Annotated in this window: 15 protein-coding genes; 3 read left to right on the top strand and 12 right to left on the bottom strand. The window is 68.6% G+C overall.

Translation table 11 applies throughout. The features are described from left to right. Nucleotides 1–104 precede the first annotated feature (104 nt). Complete coding sequence (locus Aple_RS10150; protein ID WP_155344258.1) at nucleotides 105–1,118, top strand: LacI family DNA-binding transcriptional regulator; 1,014 nt, start codon at nucleotides 105–107, stop codon at nucleotides 1,116–1,118. Here Aple_RS10150 and Aple_RS10145 read toward each other — a convergent pair. From Aple_RS10145 to Aple_RS10110, 8 genes are read right to left on the bottom strand one after another with little or no spacing between them, the layout of a single operon-like run. Next, complete coding sequence (locus Aple_RS10145) at nucleotides 1,115–2,035, bottom strand: ornithine cyclodeaminase family protein (RefSeq protein WP_155344257.1); 921 nt, start codon at nucleotides 2,033–2,035, stop codon at nucleotides 1,115–1,117. The genes Aple_RS10150 and Aple_RS10145 overlap by 4 nt on opposite strands. Nucleotides 2,036–2,079: 44 nt before the next feature. Then, the gene (locus Aple_RS10140; protein ID WP_170321383.1) at nucleotides 2,080–3,297 is read right to left on the bottom strand and encodes a metal-dependent hydrolase family protein; all 1,218 of its coding nucleotides are present in this window, start codon (nucleotides 3,295–3,297) and stop codon (nucleotides 2,080–2,082) included. Continuing rightward, nucleotides 3,294–4,889, bottom strand: a complete 1,596-nt coding sequence (locus tag Aple_RS10135; protein WP_170321382.1) for a dipeptide ABC transporter ATP-binding protein — start codon at nucleotides 4,887–4,889, stop codon at nucleotides 3,294–3,296. The genes Aple_RS10140 and Aple_RS10135 overlap by 4 nt, the downstream gene beginning before the upstream one ends. A gap of 17 nt (nucleotides 4,890–4,906) precedes the next feature. Beyond that, nucleotides 4,907–5,926, bottom strand: coding sequence for an ABC transporter permease (locus Aple_RS10130; RefSeq protein WP_155344254.1), 1,020 nt, complete (start codon nucleotides 5,924–5,926; stop codon nucleotides 4,907–4,909). Then, nucleotides 5,923–6,756 (bottom strand): ABC transporter permease, encoded by an 834-nt coding sequence (locus Aple_RS10125; RefSeq protein ID WP_170321381.1) that lies wholly within the window; start codon nucleotides 6,754–6,756, stop codon nucleotides 5,923–5,925. Before Aple_RS10125 ends, Aple_RS10130 begins: the two co-directional genes overlap by 4 nt. 51 nt (nucleotides 6,757–6,807) lie before the next feature. Further along, entirely contained in the window at nucleotides 6,808–8,418 is a 1,611-nt protein-coding gene (locus Aple_RS10120) for an ABC transporter substrate-binding protein (RefSeq protein ID WP_155344252.1), read from the bottom strand. Further along, nucleotides 8,415–10,196, bottom strand: coding sequence for a hydantoinase B/oxoprolinase family protein (locus tag Aple_RS10115; protein ID WP_155344251.1), 1,782 nt, complete (start codon nucleotides 10,194–10,196; stop codon nucleotides 8,415–8,417). Before Aple_RS10115 ends, Aple_RS10120 begins: the two co-directional genes overlap by 4 nt. Next, entirely contained in the window at nucleotides 10,193–12,262 is a 2,070-nt protein-coding gene (locus Aple_RS10110) for a hydantoinase/oxoprolinase family protein (protein ID WP_155344250.1), read from the bottom strand. The genes Aple_RS10115 and Aple_RS10110 overlap by 4 nt, the downstream gene beginning before the upstream one ends. A gap of 373 nt (nucleotides 12,263–12,635) precedes the next feature. Between Aple_RS10110 and Aple_RS10105 the strand changes: the two genes are divergently transcribed. Further along, nucleotides 12,636–13,361: a GntR family transcriptional regulator gene (locus Aple_RS10105; protein ID WP_246264325.1), complete on the top strand. Its 726-nt coding sequence runs from the start codon at nucleotides 12,636–12,638 to the stop codon at nucleotides 13,359–13,361. Nucleotides 13,362–13,386: 25 nt separating this feature from the next. On the opposite strand, the gene Aple_RS10100 is transcribed toward Aple_RS10105, so the two are convergent. The 4 genes from Aple_RS10100 to Aple_RS10085 form a co-directional block, all read right to left on the bottom strand. After that, entirely contained in the window at nucleotides 13,387–14,580 is a 1,194-nt protein-coding gene (locus Aple_RS10100; protein ID WP_218038223.1) for a DUF4118 domain-containing protein, read from the bottom strand. A 248-nt stretch (nucleotides 14,581–14,828) separates the two neighbouring features. Beyond that, on the bottom strand, nucleotides 14,829–15,797 hold the full coding sequence (locus Aple_RS10095) for a PDR/VanB family oxidoreductase (protein WP_218038222.1): 969 nt from the start codon (nucleotides 15,795–15,797) through the stop codon (nucleotides 14,829–14,831). Beyond that, nucleotides 15,781–17,004: a cytochrome P450 gene (locus Aple_RS10090; protein ID WP_218038221.1), complete on the bottom strand. Its 1,224-nt coding sequence runs from the start codon at nucleotides 17,002–17,004 to the stop codon at nucleotides 15,781–15,783. The genes Aple_RS10095 and Aple_RS10090 overlap by 17 nt, the downstream gene beginning before the upstream one ends. A gap of 106 nt (nucleotides 17,005–17,110) precedes the next feature. Beyond that, complete coding sequence (locus Aple_RS10085) at nucleotides 17,111–18,055, bottom strand: AraC family transcriptional regulator (protein ID WP_155344246.1); 945 nt, start codon at nucleotides 18,053–18,055, stop codon at nucleotides 17,111–17,113. A gap of 240 nt (nucleotides 18,056–18,295) precedes the next feature. On the opposite strand from Aple_RS10085, the gene Aple_RS10080 reads away from it, so the two are divergent. Then, on the top strand, nucleotides 18,296–19,519 hold the full coding sequence (locus tag Aple_RS10080; RefSeq protein ID WP_155344245.1) for an acyl-CoA dehydrogenase family protein: 1,224 nt from the start codon (nucleotides 18,296–18,298) through the stop codon (nucleotides 19,517–19,519). Nucleotides 19,520–19,524: the final 5 nt, after the last annotated feature.

The following is a 19,524-nucleotide window of genomic DNA, read 5'->3' as shown; positions in this document are numbered from 1 at the left end:
AAACATGCTTTTTACCTGTTCAATTTCCCGGAAACATGGCAGCGCGGAATTCCCATCTGAGAAGATCACGCGATAGGATGGGATCGATCCCAGCAAGGAGCAGGATGGCGATCACGTTGAAGGACGTCGCGGGCGCGGCGGGCGTGTCACGGAGCACCGCGTCACGTGCCCTGAGCGGGTCCCTGCTGATCTCCCCGGAGACGAGGGCCGCCGTGGAAGAGGCGGCGGCCAAGCTCGGCTACCGCCCCAACCGCGCCGCCAGCACCCTGCGCTCCCGCCAGTCCCACCTCATCGGCCTGGTCCTGAACAACCTCATCAACGCCTCCTTCCACACCATCGCCGAGGTGGTGCAGCGGCGGGCCGCCGTCGAGAACTACCAGGTGATGCTCTGCATCACCGACGCCGACCCGCGGCGCGAGGAGTCGTTCCTGCGCACCCTCGCCACGTACGGCGTGGACGGGCTGATCATGATAGGGACCGGCAAGAACGCGGCGCTCACCAACGCGCTCCTGGCCGAGGGCATCGGGATGGTCAGCGTCATCCGGGCCGCCGCCGAGAGCGCCGCCCCCAGCGTGCTCGCGGCCGACCGCGAGGGCGCGCACGCCGCCACCACCCACCTGCTCGACCTCGGGCACGAGCGGATCGCCTTCATCGGCGGCGAGCTGACGACCAACTCGGGCCGGGAACGTTTCGCGGGCTACGAGCAGGCGCTGCGCGAGCGCGGCCGCCAGGTCGACCCGGCCCTCGTGGAGCGCGGGCCCTTCGACCCCGCCTTCGGCGCCGAGGCGACCACCCGCCTGCTCCGCCAGAATCCGACGGCCCTGTTCACGGCCAACCACGAAGCCGTGTTCGGTGCCCTGCCCACCCTGGTGGCCGCCGGGATCGACATTCCCGGCCGGCTCTCGCTGATCTGCTACGAGGACATCCCCTGGCTACGCTGGTGGCAGCCCGCCGTGACCGTGGTCGACAACGGCGCGAGGGAGCTGGGCGAGCTGGCCATGGACCTGCTCCTCCAGCAGATCGAGAAGCGCTCCCCCGTCGAGCACGGAAGCGGCCGCGCCTACCGCGTGGGCGCCAAACTCATCACCCGCGCGTCCTGCGCGCCTCCCGCGGGCTAGGCGAGGGTACGCAGTTCGGCCTGCCAGGCGGCCTGGGCGACCGCCAGGTCCTGCCAGCCCATCCCGACGCTCTTGAAGACCGAAATCCCCGGGGTCCTGGCGCCGAGGTCGCTGAGGTCGGTGAGCCGGCCCTGGTGCAGGACGCCATTGGCGATCGCCTGGACGATGTCTCCGGCCTCGCGCAGCGCGGTCTTCCGGTGTTCGACGACGATGCGGGACGCCCGGGTGATGACGGTGTCGTCGAGTTCGCGCGCGTCCGGGGTGTGGGAGCCGACCGCGACGACGCAGGTGTCGGCGGCGAGATCGTGGCCGTCGAATACGGGTGTCGGCGAGTTGGTCGCGCACACGACGATGTCGGCGGTCGCGACGTCGCCGGGGGTTCCGGGCCGCACGTCGACACCGATGGACTTGAGTTGAGCGCACAGTAGCTCGACGGGTGCCTGGCGACGGCCGACGACCAGCACCGAGTCGATCGGCCGGACCGTGCGGAGCGCCTCGATGTGGGCTCGGGCTTGTGGCCCCGCGCCGAAGACGACCAGCTTGTGCGCCTCGGGCCGGGCCATCTGCCGTACGACGAGGGCCGACTGGCCGGCTGTGCGCAAGGTGGTGAGCGCGGTGCCGTCCAGAACCGCGACCGGGGTGAGGGTCGCTCCGTCGAGCAGCACGTAGAGGGCCTGGATCCTGGGCAGGTCGGGTCCGGGATTGTGGGCCACGCCGACGATTTTCACGCCTAGTGATTCGCCGGTGGCCGCCGGCATCAGGAGCAACTCGCCGTGGGCGAGGGGCACGCTGACCCGGGAGGTGATCTCGCTGTCCGCGAGGGGGGAGGTGAGGGCTCGCTCGAGCGCGCCGATGACCGTGGGCCACGGGAGCAGTTCGGCGAGACGGTCGGAGTCGACGTGGGGTAGGGCAGACATTCGTAGTTTCCTTGTTAGGGGCGACGCAGGGCCGGGGCGAACGGTTACCGTCGGATGATCCGTCCGCCTTGCACGACGAACTTCGGACGGGTCGTGCCGATGATCTCCGCGTCTACGGCCGCGTCGCCTTCATAGATCACGAGGTCGGCGGTCTTCCCGGCTTCGATGGTCCCCACACGATCGGAGATCCGCAGCAGCTCGGCGTTGACCCTGGTCGCGGACTCGATGGCGTCCGGCAACCCGATCAGCTTGGCCTTCAGATAGATTTCCCTGCCCCGGGTGCGCTGCGTGATGCCGATGAGATCGGCGCCCGACCCCAGCGGCACGCGCGCGGCGTGCAGCAGCTCGACCGAGCGCTGCTGGGCCTGCCGTAGCTCTTCGATGTCCTCGACCAGGTGCGCGGGAACGCCCCAGGCGGCGGGGTCCGAGCCCAGCACCTCGTCGACGGCCAGGGTGGGAACGACCGTCGCGCCGTGGCGGGCCAGCGCCGCGACGACCTCGTCGTCGACCATCGAGCCGTGCTCGAAGGAGCGGACGCCGGCCTCGAGCGCCCGCAGGATCCCCTCGCGGCTGTGCGCGTGCACGGTCACGTAGCTGCCGAAGCTCTCGGCCTCGAAGTTGGCGGCATGGATCTCCTCGACCGTGAACTGGGGTTTGTCGAGCGGGTCGCCTTCGGACAGGACGCCGCCGGTCACGAACATCTTGATCTGGGTCGCGCCGCGGCGCAGTTGCGTCCGCACGGCGGCGCGCACCTGGTCGGCCCCCGTGCACAGCGCGTGGTTGCGCGCCAGTCCCCCGCACCCGAGGCTCGGATTCTCGGGGTCGTCGGAGAACCTCGGCCTCATGTCGCCGTGGCCGCCGATCTGGGAGAGGATCTGCCCGCTCGGCAGCACCCGGGGCGCCTCGATCAGACCGGCCGCGGCGGCTTTGACGACGCCGCCGTCGATCCCGCCCAGATCCCGTAGCGTCGTGAAACCCTGGTCGAGCGCCTCGCGGAGGTTCCTGAAGATGTAGCCGGCCTGCTCCGCGTCCGACCACGCCGACTGCGCGCTGAACGACAGCAGCCCGACGTGCGCGTGCGCGTCGATGAAGCCCGGCAGGATGGTGTGACCGTCCAGGTCGAGGACTTCCCCGGCGTCTCGGTGGCCTGGCCCGGGGCCGATCTCGGCGATCGTCGAGCCGGTCAGCCACACGTCGGCTCGGACGGGGTCGCGGCCGGTCGCGTCGAAGACTGTCGCGCCACGAAGGCCGAGGGTGCTCACTGGGTGTCCTCCATCAGGCCGAACTGTTTCCAGGGGTCGGGGATCGCGTTGAGAAGGCTGGCGGTGTAGGGGTGTTTGGGCTGATCGAACAGATCTTTCGGGGTGGCGACCTCGACGACCTCGCCCTGGTAGAGCACGGCGATGCGGTCGCAGAAGTACTGGGCCACCGAGAGGTCGTGGACCACGAAGAGATACGCCGTGCCCAGCTGGAGCTGCTCCTTGCGGAGGAGATCCAGCACCTGGGAGCGCACCGAGACGTCCAGAGCCGAGATCGGCTCGTCGAGCACCGCGAGGGCCGGACGCATGATCAGGGCGCGCGCGATGGCGACCCGCTGGCGTTGGCCGCCGGACAGGTTGCGCGGGAGCCGCGACAGGTACTCCGCGCCGAGGCCCATGTCGGCGAGCATGCCGGCCGCTTGTTCCCGCGCGGCGCGGCGATCGGCGAGGCGGTGCACGAGCAGGGGCTGCGCCACGATGTCCTCGACGCGCATATGGGGGTCGAGCGAGCCGAAGGGGTCCTGGAAGACCATCTGCACATCACGGCGGAGATCACGCAGGTGTCGTGCCGAGGCGCGGGTGAAGTCCGCGCCGTTGATCTCGACCGTGCCCGAGGTGGGCTGCTCGATCCGGATGACCGTACGGGCCAGGGTGGACTTTCCCGCGCCGGATTCGCCGACGACCCCCATCGTCTCGCCGGCGTGAATGGTCAGGTCGACGCCGCGCAGCACCGCGCGGCCGTACTGCTTGCGCAGGCTCGACACCTGGAGCACGGTTTTCGGCGGCGGCGCCTGGGCGTAGTCGAATTCGGGTCCTGGCCGGCGGTCGCCCGGACGTGGCAGGCAGTCGAGCAGATGCCTGGTGTACTCGCTGGCGGGCGCGGTGAAGATCTGGGCCGCAGGTCCGGTCTCGACGATGACGCCGTCTTTCATGACGACGATCTCGTCGCAGAATTCCGCGACGACGCCGAGGTCGTGGGTAATGAGGATGACCGACATGTCGTGCCGTTCCGCGGTGGTCCGCAGCAGCTTCAGCACCTGTGCCTGGGTGGTGACGTCGAGGGCCGTCGTGGGCTCGTCGGCGATGAGCACGTCGGGCTGATTGGCGATGGCGATCGCGATCAGCACGCGCTGGCGCATGCCGCCGGAGAACTCGTGGGGGTACTGCTTGAGCCGTCGCCGCGGCTCGGTCACGCCGACTTCCTCCAGGAGCTGTACGCAGCGCTCCGACACCTCACGCCCGGACAGCTTCGGGTGGTGCTGGGTGATGACCTCGGCGATCTGCGTGCCGACGCTCTTCACCGGGTCCAGGGAGGTCAGCGGGTCCTGGAAGACCAGGGAGATCACGCGGCCGCGCAGCCGGTTCATCTCCCGCTCGGAGCGGGACACGACGTCGGCGCCGAGCACGCTGATCTCCCCGTGGCCGACCCGGCCGGCGCCTGGCAGCAGACCGAGCACGGCCCGGGCCACGGTCGACTTTCCCGATCCGGACTCCCCGACGATCCCGAGCCTCCCTCCTCGTTTCACGGTGAAGGAGATCCCGTGCAGGACCTCGGTCGGGCCGTACGACACGTGCAGATCGCGAACGTCGATCACGCTCGTGGATGGTGTGGTCATGTGACACTCTCGCGTGCGCGCAGCCGAGGGTCGATGATCGCGTTCGCGACGTCCCCGATGATGTTTCCGATGATGTAGACGATGGCGCTGATCAGGATGAAGCTCTGCATGAGCGCGAAATCCTGGGCGGATATGCCCTTGGTCAGCAGGAATCCCACGCCCGGCCAGTTGAAGACCGTCTCCGTGAGCACGCTTCCGGTGATCAGCGAGGCGAAGATGACGCCGCACGAGCTGACGGTGGGCAGCAGGCTGTTGACCAGGACGTGCCGGAGGTGAGTCCGCCAGGCGCTGACGCCCTTGCTGCGCACGACGAGCACGAACGGCGAGGCCGAGGTGTCGGTCATGTTCGCGGTCAGCAGCCGCGTCAGGAACGCCCACGGCAGGAGCGCGAGGGAGACGACGGGCAGGACGAGATGGGCGGCGGCGTCGCTGAGCCCGACGAGGTCTCCCCGCAGCAGGAAGTCGAGCGTGTAGAAGCCGGTGACCGGCTCCGGCGGGCTCAGGAAGGGTGACAGCCTGCCGGTCGGCCCTGGGAAGATCCCGAGCTTCGAGGAGAACATGACGATGAGCACCAGGCCTACCCAGAACGGCGGGCTGCCCAGGCCGATGAGGGCGAACAGGCGGATGAGGCCGCGGGCGAAGCCGTCGCGATAGCTGGCCAGGGTCGCGCACACGATCGCGCCCAGCACCGCGAGCACGAACGCGTAGGCGGCCAGTTCCAGCGTGGCCGGCAGCCGGGCGGCGATGGCCGGGAGCACATCCTGCCCCAACGAGAACGAATAGCCCCATTCGCCGCGCACGAAGTCCCAGAGGAAGCCCGCGTACTGCTCGAAGAAGGGCTCGTCGAGCCCGAGGCCACGCCGGGTGGCCGCCAGGGTCTCGGGGCTCGCCAGAGGTCCGGCGATCAGGCGTGCCGGGTCGCCCGGCAGCGTACGCAGGACGACGAAGGACACCAGCGAGGCGATGACGATCGTCACCAGGCTCTCCACGAGCCGCCGGCGGAAGTTGCGAATCACGCGTCACTCCCCTCGGCCCGGTTACGAACGCGAAGCTGATCAGTGAAGATGTTGACGACGAGGACGAGCACCAGCAGCGCGACACCGGGGGCGACACCGACCCACCACTGGCCGCTGGCCGCGTACTGCAGTCCGTCGGTGATCATCGCTCCCCACTCCGCGGTCGGCGGTTTCGCGCCGACGCCGACGTAGCTCAGCGCGGCCAGGGTGAGGACCGCCGCGCCGAAGTTCGCGGCCACCTGGATCGTCAAGGTCGTCGACAGGTACGGCACGACGTGCCGCAGCGCGATCCGCCATTTCGGGACTCCGATCGTGACCGCCGCCTGGACGAAGGCCTCGGACTTGCTGCGCAGCGCCTCCGCGCGCAGGGTCACGGCGAACACCGGAATGATCGTCACGACGATGCCGGTCACCGCGCTGGTCAGCCCGGTGCCCAGGCCGATGGCGATGGCCATCGCCAGCAGCAGCTGGGGGAACGCCAGGATCGCGTTCATCGGCGCCATGACCGTCCGGTCCAGCCAGTGCGGCCCGACTCCGCACACGAGGGCCACCGCCAGACCGCCGATGGCGCCCAGACCCACCGAGATCGCGGCCAGCGCCATCGAGATCCCGGCGCCGACGGACACCCGGGCGAAGATGTCGCGCCCTTCGCCGTCGGTGCCGAAGAGGTGGTGGCCATCGGGAGGCTGGAGTGTCCGGCTCACGTCCACCAGGTCCGCCTGGTGCCGCAGGAATACTCCCGCGACGGCCAGCGCGACATAGGCGACCAGGATGGCGACGGACAGGACGGCAGGCCACCGTCGTGCACCGCGTCCCGTCTTTCCAGGCACACGATGGCGAATGCCTGGATCAACGCGTGTCGTCATGGTCGGCCGCCCTGCCTATGACTTCGCCCAGCGGCGCATGTCGAGCGACTCGGAGTAGTGGAAGCTCTTCACCGTCTTGTTCAGCGCGACCGGCGTGAGGCTCTGGTACAGGGTCACTCGCGGGAATCGCGCCACGTAGTTCTTCGTGATCTCGGCGTAGAGCTGGTTCTGCTTCGCCGTGTCGCTGGTGGCCCGGGCTTGCTTCAGCAGGTCCGTGTTGGCGGGGATGCAGATGTAGCCGGTGTTGTACGCGCTGTCGCAGTCCTCGTCGTACTGGAGGTAATAGCCGGCGTTGGCGTACGCGGGTCCGTCCAGTCGCAGCGCCGCCTGGCTCTTGCCGTTGTAGACCGCGTCAGACCAGGCGCTCGAGGTGAGCGTCCGGAGCGTGAGGTTGATGCCGATCTGCTGGAGGGCGCTCTGGACGATGGTCGAGATGGTCTTCTGGTTCTGGTCGCCGGACTGGATGTCGAGGGTGACCTCGATGGGTGTCTTGACGCCGGATTCCGCGATCAGCGCCTTGGCCTTGGCGATGTCCTGCGCGACCGGTTGGCCGTACTGGTCGCTGTAGCCGGGCATGGACGGCGGGATCGGGCCGTAGTAGGGCTTGCCGAAGCCGTACATGACGTTCTTGATGATGTCCTGCGTCGGGATGGCGAGAACGGCGGCTTCCCTGACCTTCTCGTTGGTCCACGGGGCCTTGTTGTTCGGCATTGTCATGAGCATCGACTGGGTGTCGTCGTAGGACACGACCTGGACCGATGAGGATGACCGCAGCGAATTGAAGGCTGAGCCGCCCAGTCCGAAGGCGATGTCGGTGGCGCCGTTCTGGACGTTGACGAGTTCCGTCGCGGGGGACGTGGTCCAGGTGACGTTGATCTCTTTACTCAGTGGCGGCGGGCCGCCGAACGCCGGGTTGGCCTTGAGGACCGCCGATGTGCCGGGTGAATAGGATTCCAGGGTGAATGGGCCGCCGCCGGCGGAGTGCGAATCCATCCACGTGTTCGCCGTGTCCTTGACCACTCCGCCGTTCGCGTTGACGACGCCGGGGTCGACGATGCCGCCCGAGGTGTCGGCGAGGGCCGAGAGGATCTGCGGGTCCGGCTTGTCGAGCGTGATGACGACCGTGTTCGCGTCCGGCGCGGCGATCTCGGTGATCAGGTTGGGGTCGGAGTACAGGTCGTTCAGGATGGTCGCGCCGCACTGGTTCATGGTGAGGGCGCGGTCCAGGGAGAATTTGACCGCGCTGGCGTCCATCGCGGCGCCGCTGGGGAACTTCCAGCCGGTGTTCAGCTGGAATGTGTAGGTCTTGCCGTCGTCGGACGCGGTCCAGCTCTTCGCCAGGTAGGGCAGGATCTTCGAGTAGTCGATCTTCGTGGTGCCGGCTTCGCTGGGCTTGGCGCCGAAGTCGACGAGCCGGACGTACAGGGAGTTCAGCAGCTGCCGGTCTTCGCCCGTGCAGCTCTTCGCGGGGTCGATGGAGGACGGCGCGGTGGCGAAGCTTACGCGCAACGGCGTTCCGCCGGCGGGCGACTGGGTGCCGGCGGGGTCGCTCGCGGCACAAGCCGCCACTATCGGGATGACGAGGCCGGCTCCCGCGATGATCGCGCCCAAAGTGGTTGTTCTCATGAAATATCGCCTTTCTCTGCGGAACGGGCGTCACGGGCCATCGAACGTTCGAGGTCGGTCTTTTCCTGATTGACCGACAGGCCGGCCTCGACGGTGTGCTGCAGGTGCACGCCGTAGATCGCCACGGCGTCCTCGATGGTCAGGAGTTCGTTGTCGACGTCGTTCATGACCCGCTGGGGATCCCGGTCGAGCGGATCGCCGTATCCCCCTCCCCCGCCGGTACGGACGCCGATCACCGTTCCCTTGGGCATCGCGACGTCGCCGACTCGCTCGTACTGGACGACGGTCTCGCCGTCCGGGTACGTGAGGATCGCGCGAGAACCGGCACCGGGCGCGCCGCCGTAAAGGCCGCGGGCGAGCGGATCCTTCGTGTTCTCGAGCGCCGTCTTGATCATGCAGTCGTCCTGCAGGATGCGGATATCGCGGATGACGCCCATACCGCCCCGGAACCGGCCGGCGCCGCTCGACACCGGATTGAGCGCGAATTCCTCGCAACGCAGCGGATACCGGGTTTCCATGACCTCGATGGGGGTGTTAAGCGTGTCCCCATCGCCGGTGAAGACGAATGTCCCCCCGTCGTGACCCTCGAATGCGCCGTGTCCCCCCATAACAGGTTCCGCGAAGACGAACCGATTACGTGCCGAACCATTGGTGCACATCACATATTCGGACCACATTTGATAAGACGAAGCGCGTCCCCGATGCGGGGCGACGTCGGTCAAGGCGTGCACCAGCAGCTCGGTAAGGCTGGTTCCGACATAGCCGTACGAGTCGCAGGGCGCCGGCTCGCGGGGGGTGACCATGGTCTCGCTCTCCGGCCAGGAGAAATCGACGACCCGCAGGTGCGCCTCGTTCGTCGGCCTGAGCGGATCCAGGATTCCCTTCACCGATTCGATGACCGCGCTGATGGTCGCCGCCTGCCCGATGTTGATCGGCCCGGACGCCGCGGCCGAGGTGCCGTCGAACGACACGCGCAGGCGGTCGCCGCTGACCGAGACCTGCACGGCGACGCGCGGCCGGTAGCTCCGGTCCACGCCGTCGAAGTCCAGTTCGACCTCGCGCGCCATGTCCCCGTCGGGAAGATCGGCGATCTCACGGCGCAACGCCGCCTCGGTCTGGTCGATGACATTGCTCATGATCGCCGTCACGTCCCCGGGCCCGTAACGGTCACAGAGGGCCTGGACGCGGCGGGCGCCGGTGAGGCACGTCGCGATCTGGGCCTGGAGGTCACCCATGACGATCTTGGAGACGCGTACGTTGGTCTCGATGAAGGACAGCAGGTCGACGTTGGGTTCGCCGGCGATGTGCAGCCGCTGGTTGGTGAAGCGCAGGCCCTCCTGGTAGATCTCGGTGGAGTCCACCGTCCAGCCGCCCGGGCTCATGCCGCCGATGTCGGCCCAGTGGGCCATGGTGGCGGTGAAGGCGACGAGCCGGCCGTCATGGAAGACGGGCATGTACACGGCGGTGTCCGACAGGTGGGTGCCGGTGATGTAGGGGCAGTTCGCGATGAGGACGTCACCGTCGCGGAAGCCGTCCTTTCCCCAGCGGCGGATCCCCGACCGCACGGTTTCGGGCAGGGCTCCGATGAAAACGGGCAGCCCCGGCGCGTCGGCCCACAGGTCGCCGTCCGCGGACAGGATCGTGACGCCGAAGTCCTTGACGTCGAAGATCAGCGGGTTGTACGCGCTCCGGACCAGGGTGTCGTGCATCTCCTGCGCCGCCGAGACCAGCGCGTTGCGGGTGATCTCAGCCCGGACCGGGTCGGTCATCATCGTCATCGGTCGGATCCTTTGTCCTGGAGGATGAGTTCGAGGTTGCCGAGCTGATCCACGCGTGCGCTCCACCGCGGCGGCACGATCACCGTGGTCGTCCACTCGTCGATGACCGCCGGGCCGTCGAACACGCGTTCGGCTCCGAGGTCGCCGCGCTCGTATACCGGGACGGCCGCGCGCCAGCCGCCGTCAGCGAACCAGATGTCGCGGCTGGTCACCGGTGCCGCGGCGGCCCTCGCCTGGGGCCGGGCGTTCGCCGGCCGTACGACGGGGGCGACGGCTCGGCACCGCAGGGTGACGATCTCGGTCGGAGCGTCACGGTCTCCGTGTCCGTACCGTTCACGGTGGCGCTCGACGAAACGGGCGGGGAGCTCGTCGAGCAGGCCGCCGGCGTCACCGTCGAGGATGTCGGAGTCGATCGGCGTGTTGATGGTGTGCTCCTGGCCGGCGAACCGCACTTCCGCGGTGAAGGAGCACGTGAGTGCCTGCGGGGCGAAGCCGTACCCGATCAGCGCCGCGGACGCCTGGGAACGCAGTTCCCGCAGGTCTCGCACGATCATCGGCAGGCTGTCCGCCGTGATCGGGCGCGACGAGGTGAGCGTCGCGTCCTCGCGATAGTCGCTGGTCAGCATTCCCCAGGCGGAGAATCCCGCCGCCGCGGGCGGGATGAGCACCGTCCTGATGCCGAGTTCTTCGCTGACGCCCGCCGCGAACAACCCCCCACCGCCGCCATAGGAGATCATCACGAAGTCCCGGGGATCGAGGCCGCGCTGGGTGGTGATCTGCCGGATGGCGTTGGCCATGTTGGCCTGCGCGACCGCGATGATCCCCGCCGCGTGCTCGACCACGGTCGCCCCGGTTCCGAGCGCTTCGCCGATCGCCTTCTCCGCCAGGGACCTGTTGAGGGTCATGCGCCGCCCGAGGAACCGGTCAGGATCGAGAAGGTGCAGCACGACCTGCGCGTCGGTGACGGTCGGGAGCAGGCCGCCGAGGCCGAAGCAGGCCGGCCCCGGCTGGGCGCCGGCGCTCTCGGGCCCGACCTTCAGGCTTCCCGACAGCGGGTCGAGGGAAGCCAGGGACCCGCCGCCCGCGCCGACCGAGATGATGTCGATGACCGAGCCCATGATCGGCCGATCTTCGACGATGGTGTTGGAACGCTCGACGATCTCGCCGTTCTGGATCAGCGCGACGTCGTAGGTCGTGCCGCCGACATCGGCGCAGATGGCGTTCTTGTATCCGGTGGCCTCCAGGACCGCTTTCGCCCCCACGACTCCCCCGGCCGGGCCGGAACCGAGCGTGTCCACGGGACGGCTCTCGGCGGCGCTGATCGGCATCACGCTGCCGTTGGACCGCAGGAAGGCGATCGGGTGAGCCAGCCCGGCCTCCCGGGTCGCCTTCTCGACCGAGCGGGCGTAGCCGGCGAAGTGCGGCTGGGTGAACGCGTTGATGACCGTCGTCGAGGTCCGCTCGAACTCCCGCCACTCCCGTACCAGCTCGCTGGAGACACTGACGGCCAGGTCAGGGTAGGCGGTACGGACGAAGTCGGCCACGATCCGCTCGTTCTCGGGGTTCTTGTAGCTGTGCAGGAACGTGATGGCGACGGCCGTCACGCCCTGGGCGACCAGGAAATCGACCTCGCGCCTGACCTCTTCGATCTCCACCGGGCGGAGCACCGTCCCGTCGGCGGCCATCCGCTCACCGATCTCGCGGCGCAGCTTGCGCTCGACCAGTGGCGTCGCTGCCGTAATCTGCAGGTCGAAGATCTGAGGGCGGCCGCCGCGGCCCAGTTCGAGCACGTCGCGGCAGCCTTTGGTGGTCAGCAGCCCGGTCTTGGCGCCGCGCAGCTGCACGAGGGTGTTCAGCGCGACCGTCGTGCCGTGGATCAGCATCTCGATGCGGGACAGCGGCACCGGCAGGCGCTCGATGCCGGCCATGAACTCGTTGACCAGGTTGCTCGCCATAGCCGACTGCTTCTCCACCACGACCTCGCCGGTCGCCTCGTCGAGAAGGACGTAGTCGATGAAGGTGCCGCCCACATCTACCGCGAGCCGCCGCTTCGTCCCCTCAGCCATGGACTCTCTCCTTCCGCACCGGCCGGCAGCAGCCGCGGTGTGATCGGTGATATGCGATATAGCACTGGAGACACTAAGGCGATAGCCTTTTCCTTGTGAAGGGGTCAGTGGGTCCAGGACGTAACGATCCAGTTTCTGAACGATCCAGTTTCTGAACGATCCAGTTTCCGAGCCGACGGGCGGTGTTCGCCGACGCGTCACGCGTCCGGTGGAGCGAGCATGAGGATGGAGGACGCACCAGTAGGATGATCCCAATTGACGAGGCCGGCGCTGCTCAGCGCATGATGAACGATCGGCTGGAGCCAGGCGTCACCGTGATCTCGATGGACCGCATGCCATGATGAATCTCAACGCAGCCCCTTTTCTCCCGCCCATGAAGGAGCGCCCGGTCGACATGTCTGGCGGAGCCGGTGACAGAGAATCACTGGGGGCGCTGGCACCGCGGGAGTCGCTGCGCGAGGCCTCGCGCCGGACGCTGCACGCGGCGGTCATCTCCGGCTACCTCAAGCCGGGCACCGTGTACTCGGCCCGTGCGCTGGGCACTCAGCTCGGGATCTCGGCGACTCCCGTGCGGGAGGCGATGCTCGACCTGGTCAAGGAAGGCCTCGTCGAAGCCGTCCCGAACAAGGGCTTCCGAGTGGTCCAGCTGACCGAGCGCGAACTCGACGAGCTCACCGAATTACGGCAGCTGATAGAAGTGCCGACGGTCCGGCTCATCGCCGAGAGGGGCATCTCCGATCCCGTCGGAATGATGGAGCTGAGCGAACTGGCCGACGAGCTGATCCGGACGGCCCGCGACAAGGACTTCATCGGGCATCACGTCGCCGACCTGCAGTTCCACCTCAAGCTGCTCGCGTTCGCGGGCAACGAGAACCTGGTGGCGACCGTGCACAACCTGCGGATCCGCTCGCGGCTGTACGGCATCCCGAAGCTGGCCGATCGCGGCCGGCTCGTCGCCACCGCCCGCGAGCACTTCGAGCTGCTCGATCTGATCCGCGCCCGCGACGCCGACGCCGCGGAGAAGCTGATGCGCCGGCACATCGGGCACGTGCGGGGAGCATGGGCCACCGGCGAAGACGCCACCTCGCCCTCGGATTGACGACAGGCTCGGCGTCGATGCCTTCTTAATCGATACCGTGGCGCACCATCGGCCCCCGCGAGGCGGCCAGTTCGTCGCGGGCCTGGGCGTTGGACACGGCCGTCACGAGGAGCTCGGTGAAGTCGACCATACGTTCCTCGACGGACTCTTCCACCGACTTCTCGGCACCGAAGTACGCGATCATGACTCCCCACAGCCGCGCCTCGACGATGATGGGGACGCCGACCGTGAACGGCTCGCCCGGCTTCCGCTCCTCCCCCGCGGGCATCCGCATCGGCTGACCACTCGCCATCACCATCCCCCAGATGCCCGAGTCGTCGAGGGGCCGGCGCGAAGCCATGGCCGGCAGGCGCCGGGAGGCGTCCTTGGCCCAGGAGCAGACCAGGACGACCGCCTCAGGGGTGTAGCGTTCGAGCACGGTGCGGTCGGCGCCCAGGAGCTTTCCCACCTCCGCGGCGACGGCGTTGAAGATCTCCACCGGCGGAACTCCGGACGCGACCAGCGTCGCGACGCGGCGCAGGGCGGCCTGTTCCGCGGCGAAGCGGCGCAGCTCCTCCCGGCTCACCTCCAGGGCCTGGTTGATCGCCACACGTTCGTGCGCCGCGTGCAGCAGCGCCTCCAGCGAGGGCACCACTCGCTCGTGCACGCGGCGGGTCATGATCTCCGGCAGGCCGGTCGGGACGGTCAGCGTGCCGAGCCGGTTGGCGCCCTCCATCAGGGGCAGCGCGTCGCGGCGCTCGTCGCCCTCGACGGCATCGGTCTCGATCGTGGCGAACGGCAGCCCGAGCGTGCGCGCCAGCTGCCGGGAGGCGAGCGGCAGGGCCTCGCGCAGATGCTCCGTACGCAGCAGGAGCCGGGCCATCCGCGCGTCCACGACGGCGTCCCTGCGGCGTTCGTCGGCCTCGATGACCAACGACCGCAGCAACGCCGCCACGCCGCCGGCGAGGACCGCGGTGATGACGAAGATCAGGAGCGTCGCCCAGGCCCACCGGTCCGCCAGCGTGAAGACCCCGAACGGGGGGAGCAGGAAGTAGTCGTAGATGAGGCCGCTGGCCACCGCGGTCACCGTGCCCAGCACCAGGCCGCACGCGTAGGAGACCACCAGCACGCCGAGCACGTAGATCACGTTCATGGAACTCGCGGGGACGAGGCCCTGCAGCAGGAATGCCAGCAGAGTCTCGGCCGCCACGATCAAGGCGCTGATCCCGATGCCCGCCATGAGAGGCAAACGCGTCGGCCGTAGAAGCAACGACAATAGACGCGCACGCATATCTATATAATACTCCGTAATCACCACGTTGTCGCGGGCCGGCCCGCCTAAACTAAAATGCCAGAGAAGACTCCGATTAACGCTACGAGACAATCGTGAGAAGTTATTCCACGGCGAGTCGTCAATGCGGGACATTACGTTTACCAAAGGCTTGAAGAAGCACCGCAATATGGTAACGCTTGTGGTAAAGATGCTGATCAGAGTCTCAGGACGAGCCTCGGTCCCAGGGAGCGCGATACGCAGATCATCATGCACGTGCCGGCCTGCTGCTCATCGGGTGTGAGGACATGGTCACGGTGATCGGGTTCCCCGGCGACCACTTCCGTCTCACAGCTACCGCAAATGCCGTCCTGGCAATCGCTGATCACGTTGACACCGGCGGCGAGGACGACATCGAGTACGGACCGGTCGGGCGGGATCCGGAGCACCAGGCCTGAGTTGAGGAGTTCGACATCGAACCCCTGCTCGGCCGTCTCATCGCCGGTGCCGGCGACCGGTGCCGAAAACAGCTCGTACCGGACCCGCCGGGTGAGGCCGGCCCGCTCCGCCGCGTTTCGCACCGCGTCGATCAAGCCGGTCGGCCCGCACACGTAGACCAGCTCGTCCGGGGCCACGGTGGCGAGGAGCGCGTCCACGTCCGGCCGCCCTCGCTCGTCTTCGGGCTGGATGGACACCCGGCCGTCGTACGGCGTGAGCTCGTCCACGAACGCCATGGAACCCAGGGAGCGTCCGGCGTACCGCAGGCGCCAGTCCGCGCCCGCCTGTTCCGCTTCGCGGATCATGGCGAGGATCGGGGTGATGCCGATGCCGCCGGCGACGAACAGGTAGCCGGGCGCGGATTCGAGGCGGAAGTGGTTGCGGGGCCCGCGAATCCGCAGCACATCGCCGACCGTGACCTCGTCGTGCAGCCATCGGGAGCCACCGCGGCCGTCCCGTTCCCGCAGCACACCGATGCGGTAGTGATCGGTCGTGCCCGGCTCACCGCACAGCGAGTACTGCCGGGTGGTGCCGTCGGGGAGCAGCACGTCGATGTGGGCGCCCGCGGCCCAGTCCGGCACGGGGGCCCCGCTGGTGCGGCGCAGGATGAGGGAGCGGACGCCGGCCGCCTCCATCCGTGCCTGGGTGACCCGGACGGACAGCGGTGTGCGATCACCAGGCGACGTCAAGGCGCTCGAGCCCCCGGAAGAAGTAGCTGGCGATGTAGGCGGGTTCGTACCCTTCGGCGAGCCGGAGTGCCGGCAGCCGGTCGAGCAGGGTTTCGATGGCGACGCGTACTTCGGTGCGGGCGAGCTGGGAGCCGGGGCACTGGTGGATGCCGCTGCCGAAGGCCAGATGCTCGCGGACGTTGGGACGGTGGATGTCCACGCCGTCAGGGTCGTCGAACCTGGACTCGTCCCGGTTGGCCGATCCGAACAGGAGCAGCAGCGCGGTGCCCTCGGGGAGCGTGGTGCCGTTGAGCTCGACCTCGCGGGTGGTGATCCGCATCAGGCCGCGGTGCGGCGCGTCCCGGCGCAAGGTCTCCTCGATGACCTGGGGCAGGACCGCCCGGTCGGCGAGTGCCGTTTCCCAGAGCCGCCGGTCGTCGCCGAGCATCAGCAGCAGCGCGCTGGTCATCAGGTCGCGGGTGGTGTCGTGGCCGGCGAAGCGGAGGCCGCGGAACATGTAGTGCAGGTCGCCCTGGCTCACCGGCGGGAAGTTCTCCCGTCCGTGGACGAGGTCGGACATGAAGTCCTCGCGCGGGTTCTCGCGGCGGTCCGCGGCCATCGCCTCCACGTACGCCTGGTAGTCGTGCAGCCTGCGGGCCGCCTCCACCTTCCCGTCCACCGGAGCGAGCGGATTCATCAGCAGCATGTAGTCGTCGGTCCAGGCCTGAACCCGGTCCACGTGCTCGCGCGGGATCCCGAACACCAGGCTGACGACTAGCTGGACGTAGGGATCGGAGTACTGGCCGACGAGATCCGCGCGGCGCCCGGGGGAGAACGCGTCGATCAGCTCGTTCGCGCGCTGTCTCATCGCCGGAAGCTGCAGGCGTACCCGGCGGCCGGAGAAAGCGTGGTTGAGCACCTGGCGCAGCGGAGCGTGTTCGGGCTCGTCGGTGTTGACGACGGTGGAGGCTTCCGGCAGCAGTCCGTCCAGCGCTTCGAGCACCTCGGGGGGGTTGGTCCACATGGTCGGAATGGCGTTGGCGGACGAGAAGGTCTCCGGGTCGTCCACAATGGTCTTTATGTCGTCGTAACATGTCACCATGTAGGCGTTCAACGCGGGGCTGTAGCAGATCGGCTCCTCGGCCCGAGACCACGTGTAGAACTGGTGGGGGTTCTCGCGGTGCGGGGACACCATCGGGTTGAACTCGGTCAGCTGGATCTTCCTCACAACGGACTCCCTCGTGTTGTTGTCCGGCATGAAGGGGAAGGTAGACACGAGGAACGGCGAGGGCTATCCGGTCAGCGCAGCGGATGGCCACTACGCGCAGACCCGATCAAGATGCGCGCAACGTGTCGACCGGCGTGACGCCGAACCGGTCACGGTATTCCCGGGCGAACCGCCCCAGGTGGTAGAAACCCCAGCGGCAGGCGATCTCGGCGACTGTGGTGTGCGCGGGATCCGCCCGTACCAGGTCGCGGTGGGCATGCTGGAGGGCGAGCTGGCGCCGGTAGGCCGTGGGCGTGACGCCGAGTTGCCGGGCGAACTGGTCCTGCAGCGTGCGGACGCTCACCCCGCATGAGACGGCGAGCGCGGCCAGGTCGAGCGGCTCGTCCAGATGCTCCTCGATCTCCCGGGTGGCGCGCCGGAGGAGACCGCTCGCGAGCACCGGCCGCTCCGCGTCGAGCTCCTCCCGGTACTCATGGCGGGCGGCGTGCAGGAACGACGTCACGATGGTGCGGATCACGGGTTCCATGAGCCGCGCCCGTCCCGGTGCGGGCAGGGCGGCGCCGAGATCCAGGACGGACCGCGCGAGCGCCGCCCAGGATCTGCGACATCCGTCGGCCAGGTCGAAGGCGTGGTCGAAGGCGATGGCCCGGCGTACGGGGTGGTTGAGCAGCTCGGCGAGGGTGCGCTCCAGCATCGCGCGGCTGAACCGGACTCCGATCTGTACGCAGTCCGCGCTCCACAGCTCGATCGCGGACGGCGGGTCCGGCGTGTACACGGCGGCGACCTTCGGCGACGCCGCGAGCCGCTGATCGCCGCAGCGGGAACGGATCCGGCCGGACAGCGGGATGTTGATCTGGTATCCGGTCTCCAGCCGGCCGCAGTCCAGCCGGACCGGCGCCCCGTAGCCGATCCGTCCCACGGTGATGTCCGATCCGAACGCGCACGCGCGCAGCCGCATGCGGATCGCACGCGTCTCGGTCATCGACAGCCGGTGGCGGAAGAACGCCTGAGCGCCGACCGAGCGCGCGTGGTCGAGGTCGCTGGTCGACACGACGAGCAACCCACGACCTTCCGGCTGTAGCGACACGGTGGCCCCCGGATGCAGTGGGTTGGCGGCTGGCTGATGGTGTGCCCGGCGTCACGCCGCTGTCAAGCGGTCGCGGGGCCGGAACAGGCTGGCACAACAGCGGCGGCGTTCTCTGTCATCACAGCCCGTTTACCTGCGGAACTCCCAACGGTCACAATCCATTTCACCCGCCGGTGAAGCGGCTTCCCATCTTCGGAGGACTCGATGACGAATATCCCAGTTACGGTGCGGTCGCCCGGCCCGGACGTTGAGACGGTTCAGCGCGCGAGCGCCCTCTTCGACCTGATCCGGTCCGAGGCCGCGCAGGGACAGGAGGACCGGCAGGTCACCAAGGCGGTGACCGACGCCGTCGACGACGCCGGCCTGTTCAACCTGATGGTCCCCCAGCGGCTCGGCGGTCCCGGCGCCAGCGCCCGGACCATGATCGAGGTGCTCGTCGAGCTCGGCCGCGCGGACGGTTCGACCGGGTGGAGCGCGGCGCTGGTCAACGCGTGTACGTGGTTCGCCGTCACCTACAGCGAGCAGGCCCAGCGCGAGATCTGGGGCGTCGGCCCGAAGGCCAAGGCATGCGGGATCTTCTTCCCGGGCATGACCCGGCGCCACCAGCTGGGAACCGGGGAGAAGGTCGAGGGCGGATACCTGCTCACCGGCGAGTATCCCTACGCCTCCGGCAACGCCGTCGCCGACTGGGCGACGCTCGGCATGCTGATCGACGGCCCGGACGGCACGCCGGCGATGGCGCTGGGCCTGGTCGAGGCCGGGGACTGGACCGTCAAGGACACCTGGTTCACGCTCGGTATGCGCGGCACGGGCAGCAACACGCTCGTCGTGAAGGACGCCTACGTTCCGGACCATCGCATCCAGACCTTCGACGCCCTGGCCAGGGGTGACTACGCCACGCCGTACGCGCGCACCGAGCCCAGCTCGCGCGCCTCGTTCCTGCCGGTGGGCACGGTGATTCTCGCGGCTCCCGGCATCGGGCTGGCCAAGGCGGCGCTGGACTACTCGCTGGAGAAGCTGCCGGCACGATCGGTGGGATACACCGTCTACACCGAGGCCCGCAATTCGCCGACCCACCACCTCGCGGTCGCCCAGGCGGCGAGCAACATCGACGCCGCGCATCTGCTGCTGGCCCGGGCCGCCGACGACATCGACGCCTTCGCCGCGGCGGGCGCTTATCCGGACGAACGCGCGCGCGGCCGGATCCGCATGGACACCGGCCACGCCGTCACCTTGTGCAAGGAGGCCATCGATGTCCTCATGACGGCCAACGGCGCGGGCGCGTTCACTCAGGACGGGCTGCTGGGGCGGATCTGGCGCGACGCGAACGCCGCGGGCCGGCACGCCTTCGCCACGCCCGAGATCGGCAGGGAGGTCTACGGGCGGCTGCTGCTCGGGGCCGACGACCCGCTGACGATCGCCGTCTGAAGGCG

The organism is Acrocarpospora pleiomorpha, from assembly GCF_009687885.1.
Taxonomy (GTDB): domain Bacteria; phylum Actinomycetota; class Actinomycetes; order Streptosporangiales; family Streptosporangiaceae; genus Acrocarpospora; species Acrocarpospora pleiomorpha.
Note: the sequence above shows the minus strand (reverse complement) of the source record. Positions and strands in the feature narration are given on the sequence as shown.

Excerpts from the sequence above, each read along its gene's own strand:
- Aple_RS10150 (WP_155344258.1), top strand. The coding sequence starts at position 105 with ATGGCGATCACGTTGAAGGACGTCGCGGGCGCGGCGGGCGTGTCACGG.
- Aple_RS10145 (WP_155344257.1), bottom strand. The coding sequence starts at position 2,035 with ATGTCTGCCCTACCCCACGTCGACTCCGACCGTCTCGCCGAACTGCTC.
- Aple_RS10120 (WP_155344252.1), bottom strand. The coding sequence starts at position 8,418 with ATGAGAACAACCACTTTGGGCGCGATCATCGCGGGAGCCGGCCTCGTC.
- Aple_RS10115 (WP_155344251.1), bottom strand. The coding sequence starts at position 10,196 with ATGACGATGATGACCGACCCGGTCCGGGCTGAGATCACCCGCAACGCG.
- Aple_RS10110 (WP_155344250.1), bottom strand. The coding sequence starts at position 12,262 with ATGGCTGAGGGGACGAAGCGGCGGCTCGCGGTAGATGTGGGCGGCACC.
- Aple_RS10105 (WP_246264325.1), top strand. The coding sequence starts at position 12,636 with ATGAAGGAGCGCCCGGTCGACATGTCTGGCGGAGCCGGTGACAGAGAA.
- Aple_RS10100 (WP_218038223.1), bottom strand. The coding sequence starts at position 14,580 with ATGGCGGGCATCGGGATCAGCGCCTTGATCGTGGCGGCCGAGACTCTG.
- Aple_RS10080 (WP_155344245.1), top strand. The coding sequence starts at position 18,296 with ATGACGAATATCCCAGTTACGGTGCGGTCGCCCGGCCCGGACGTTGAG.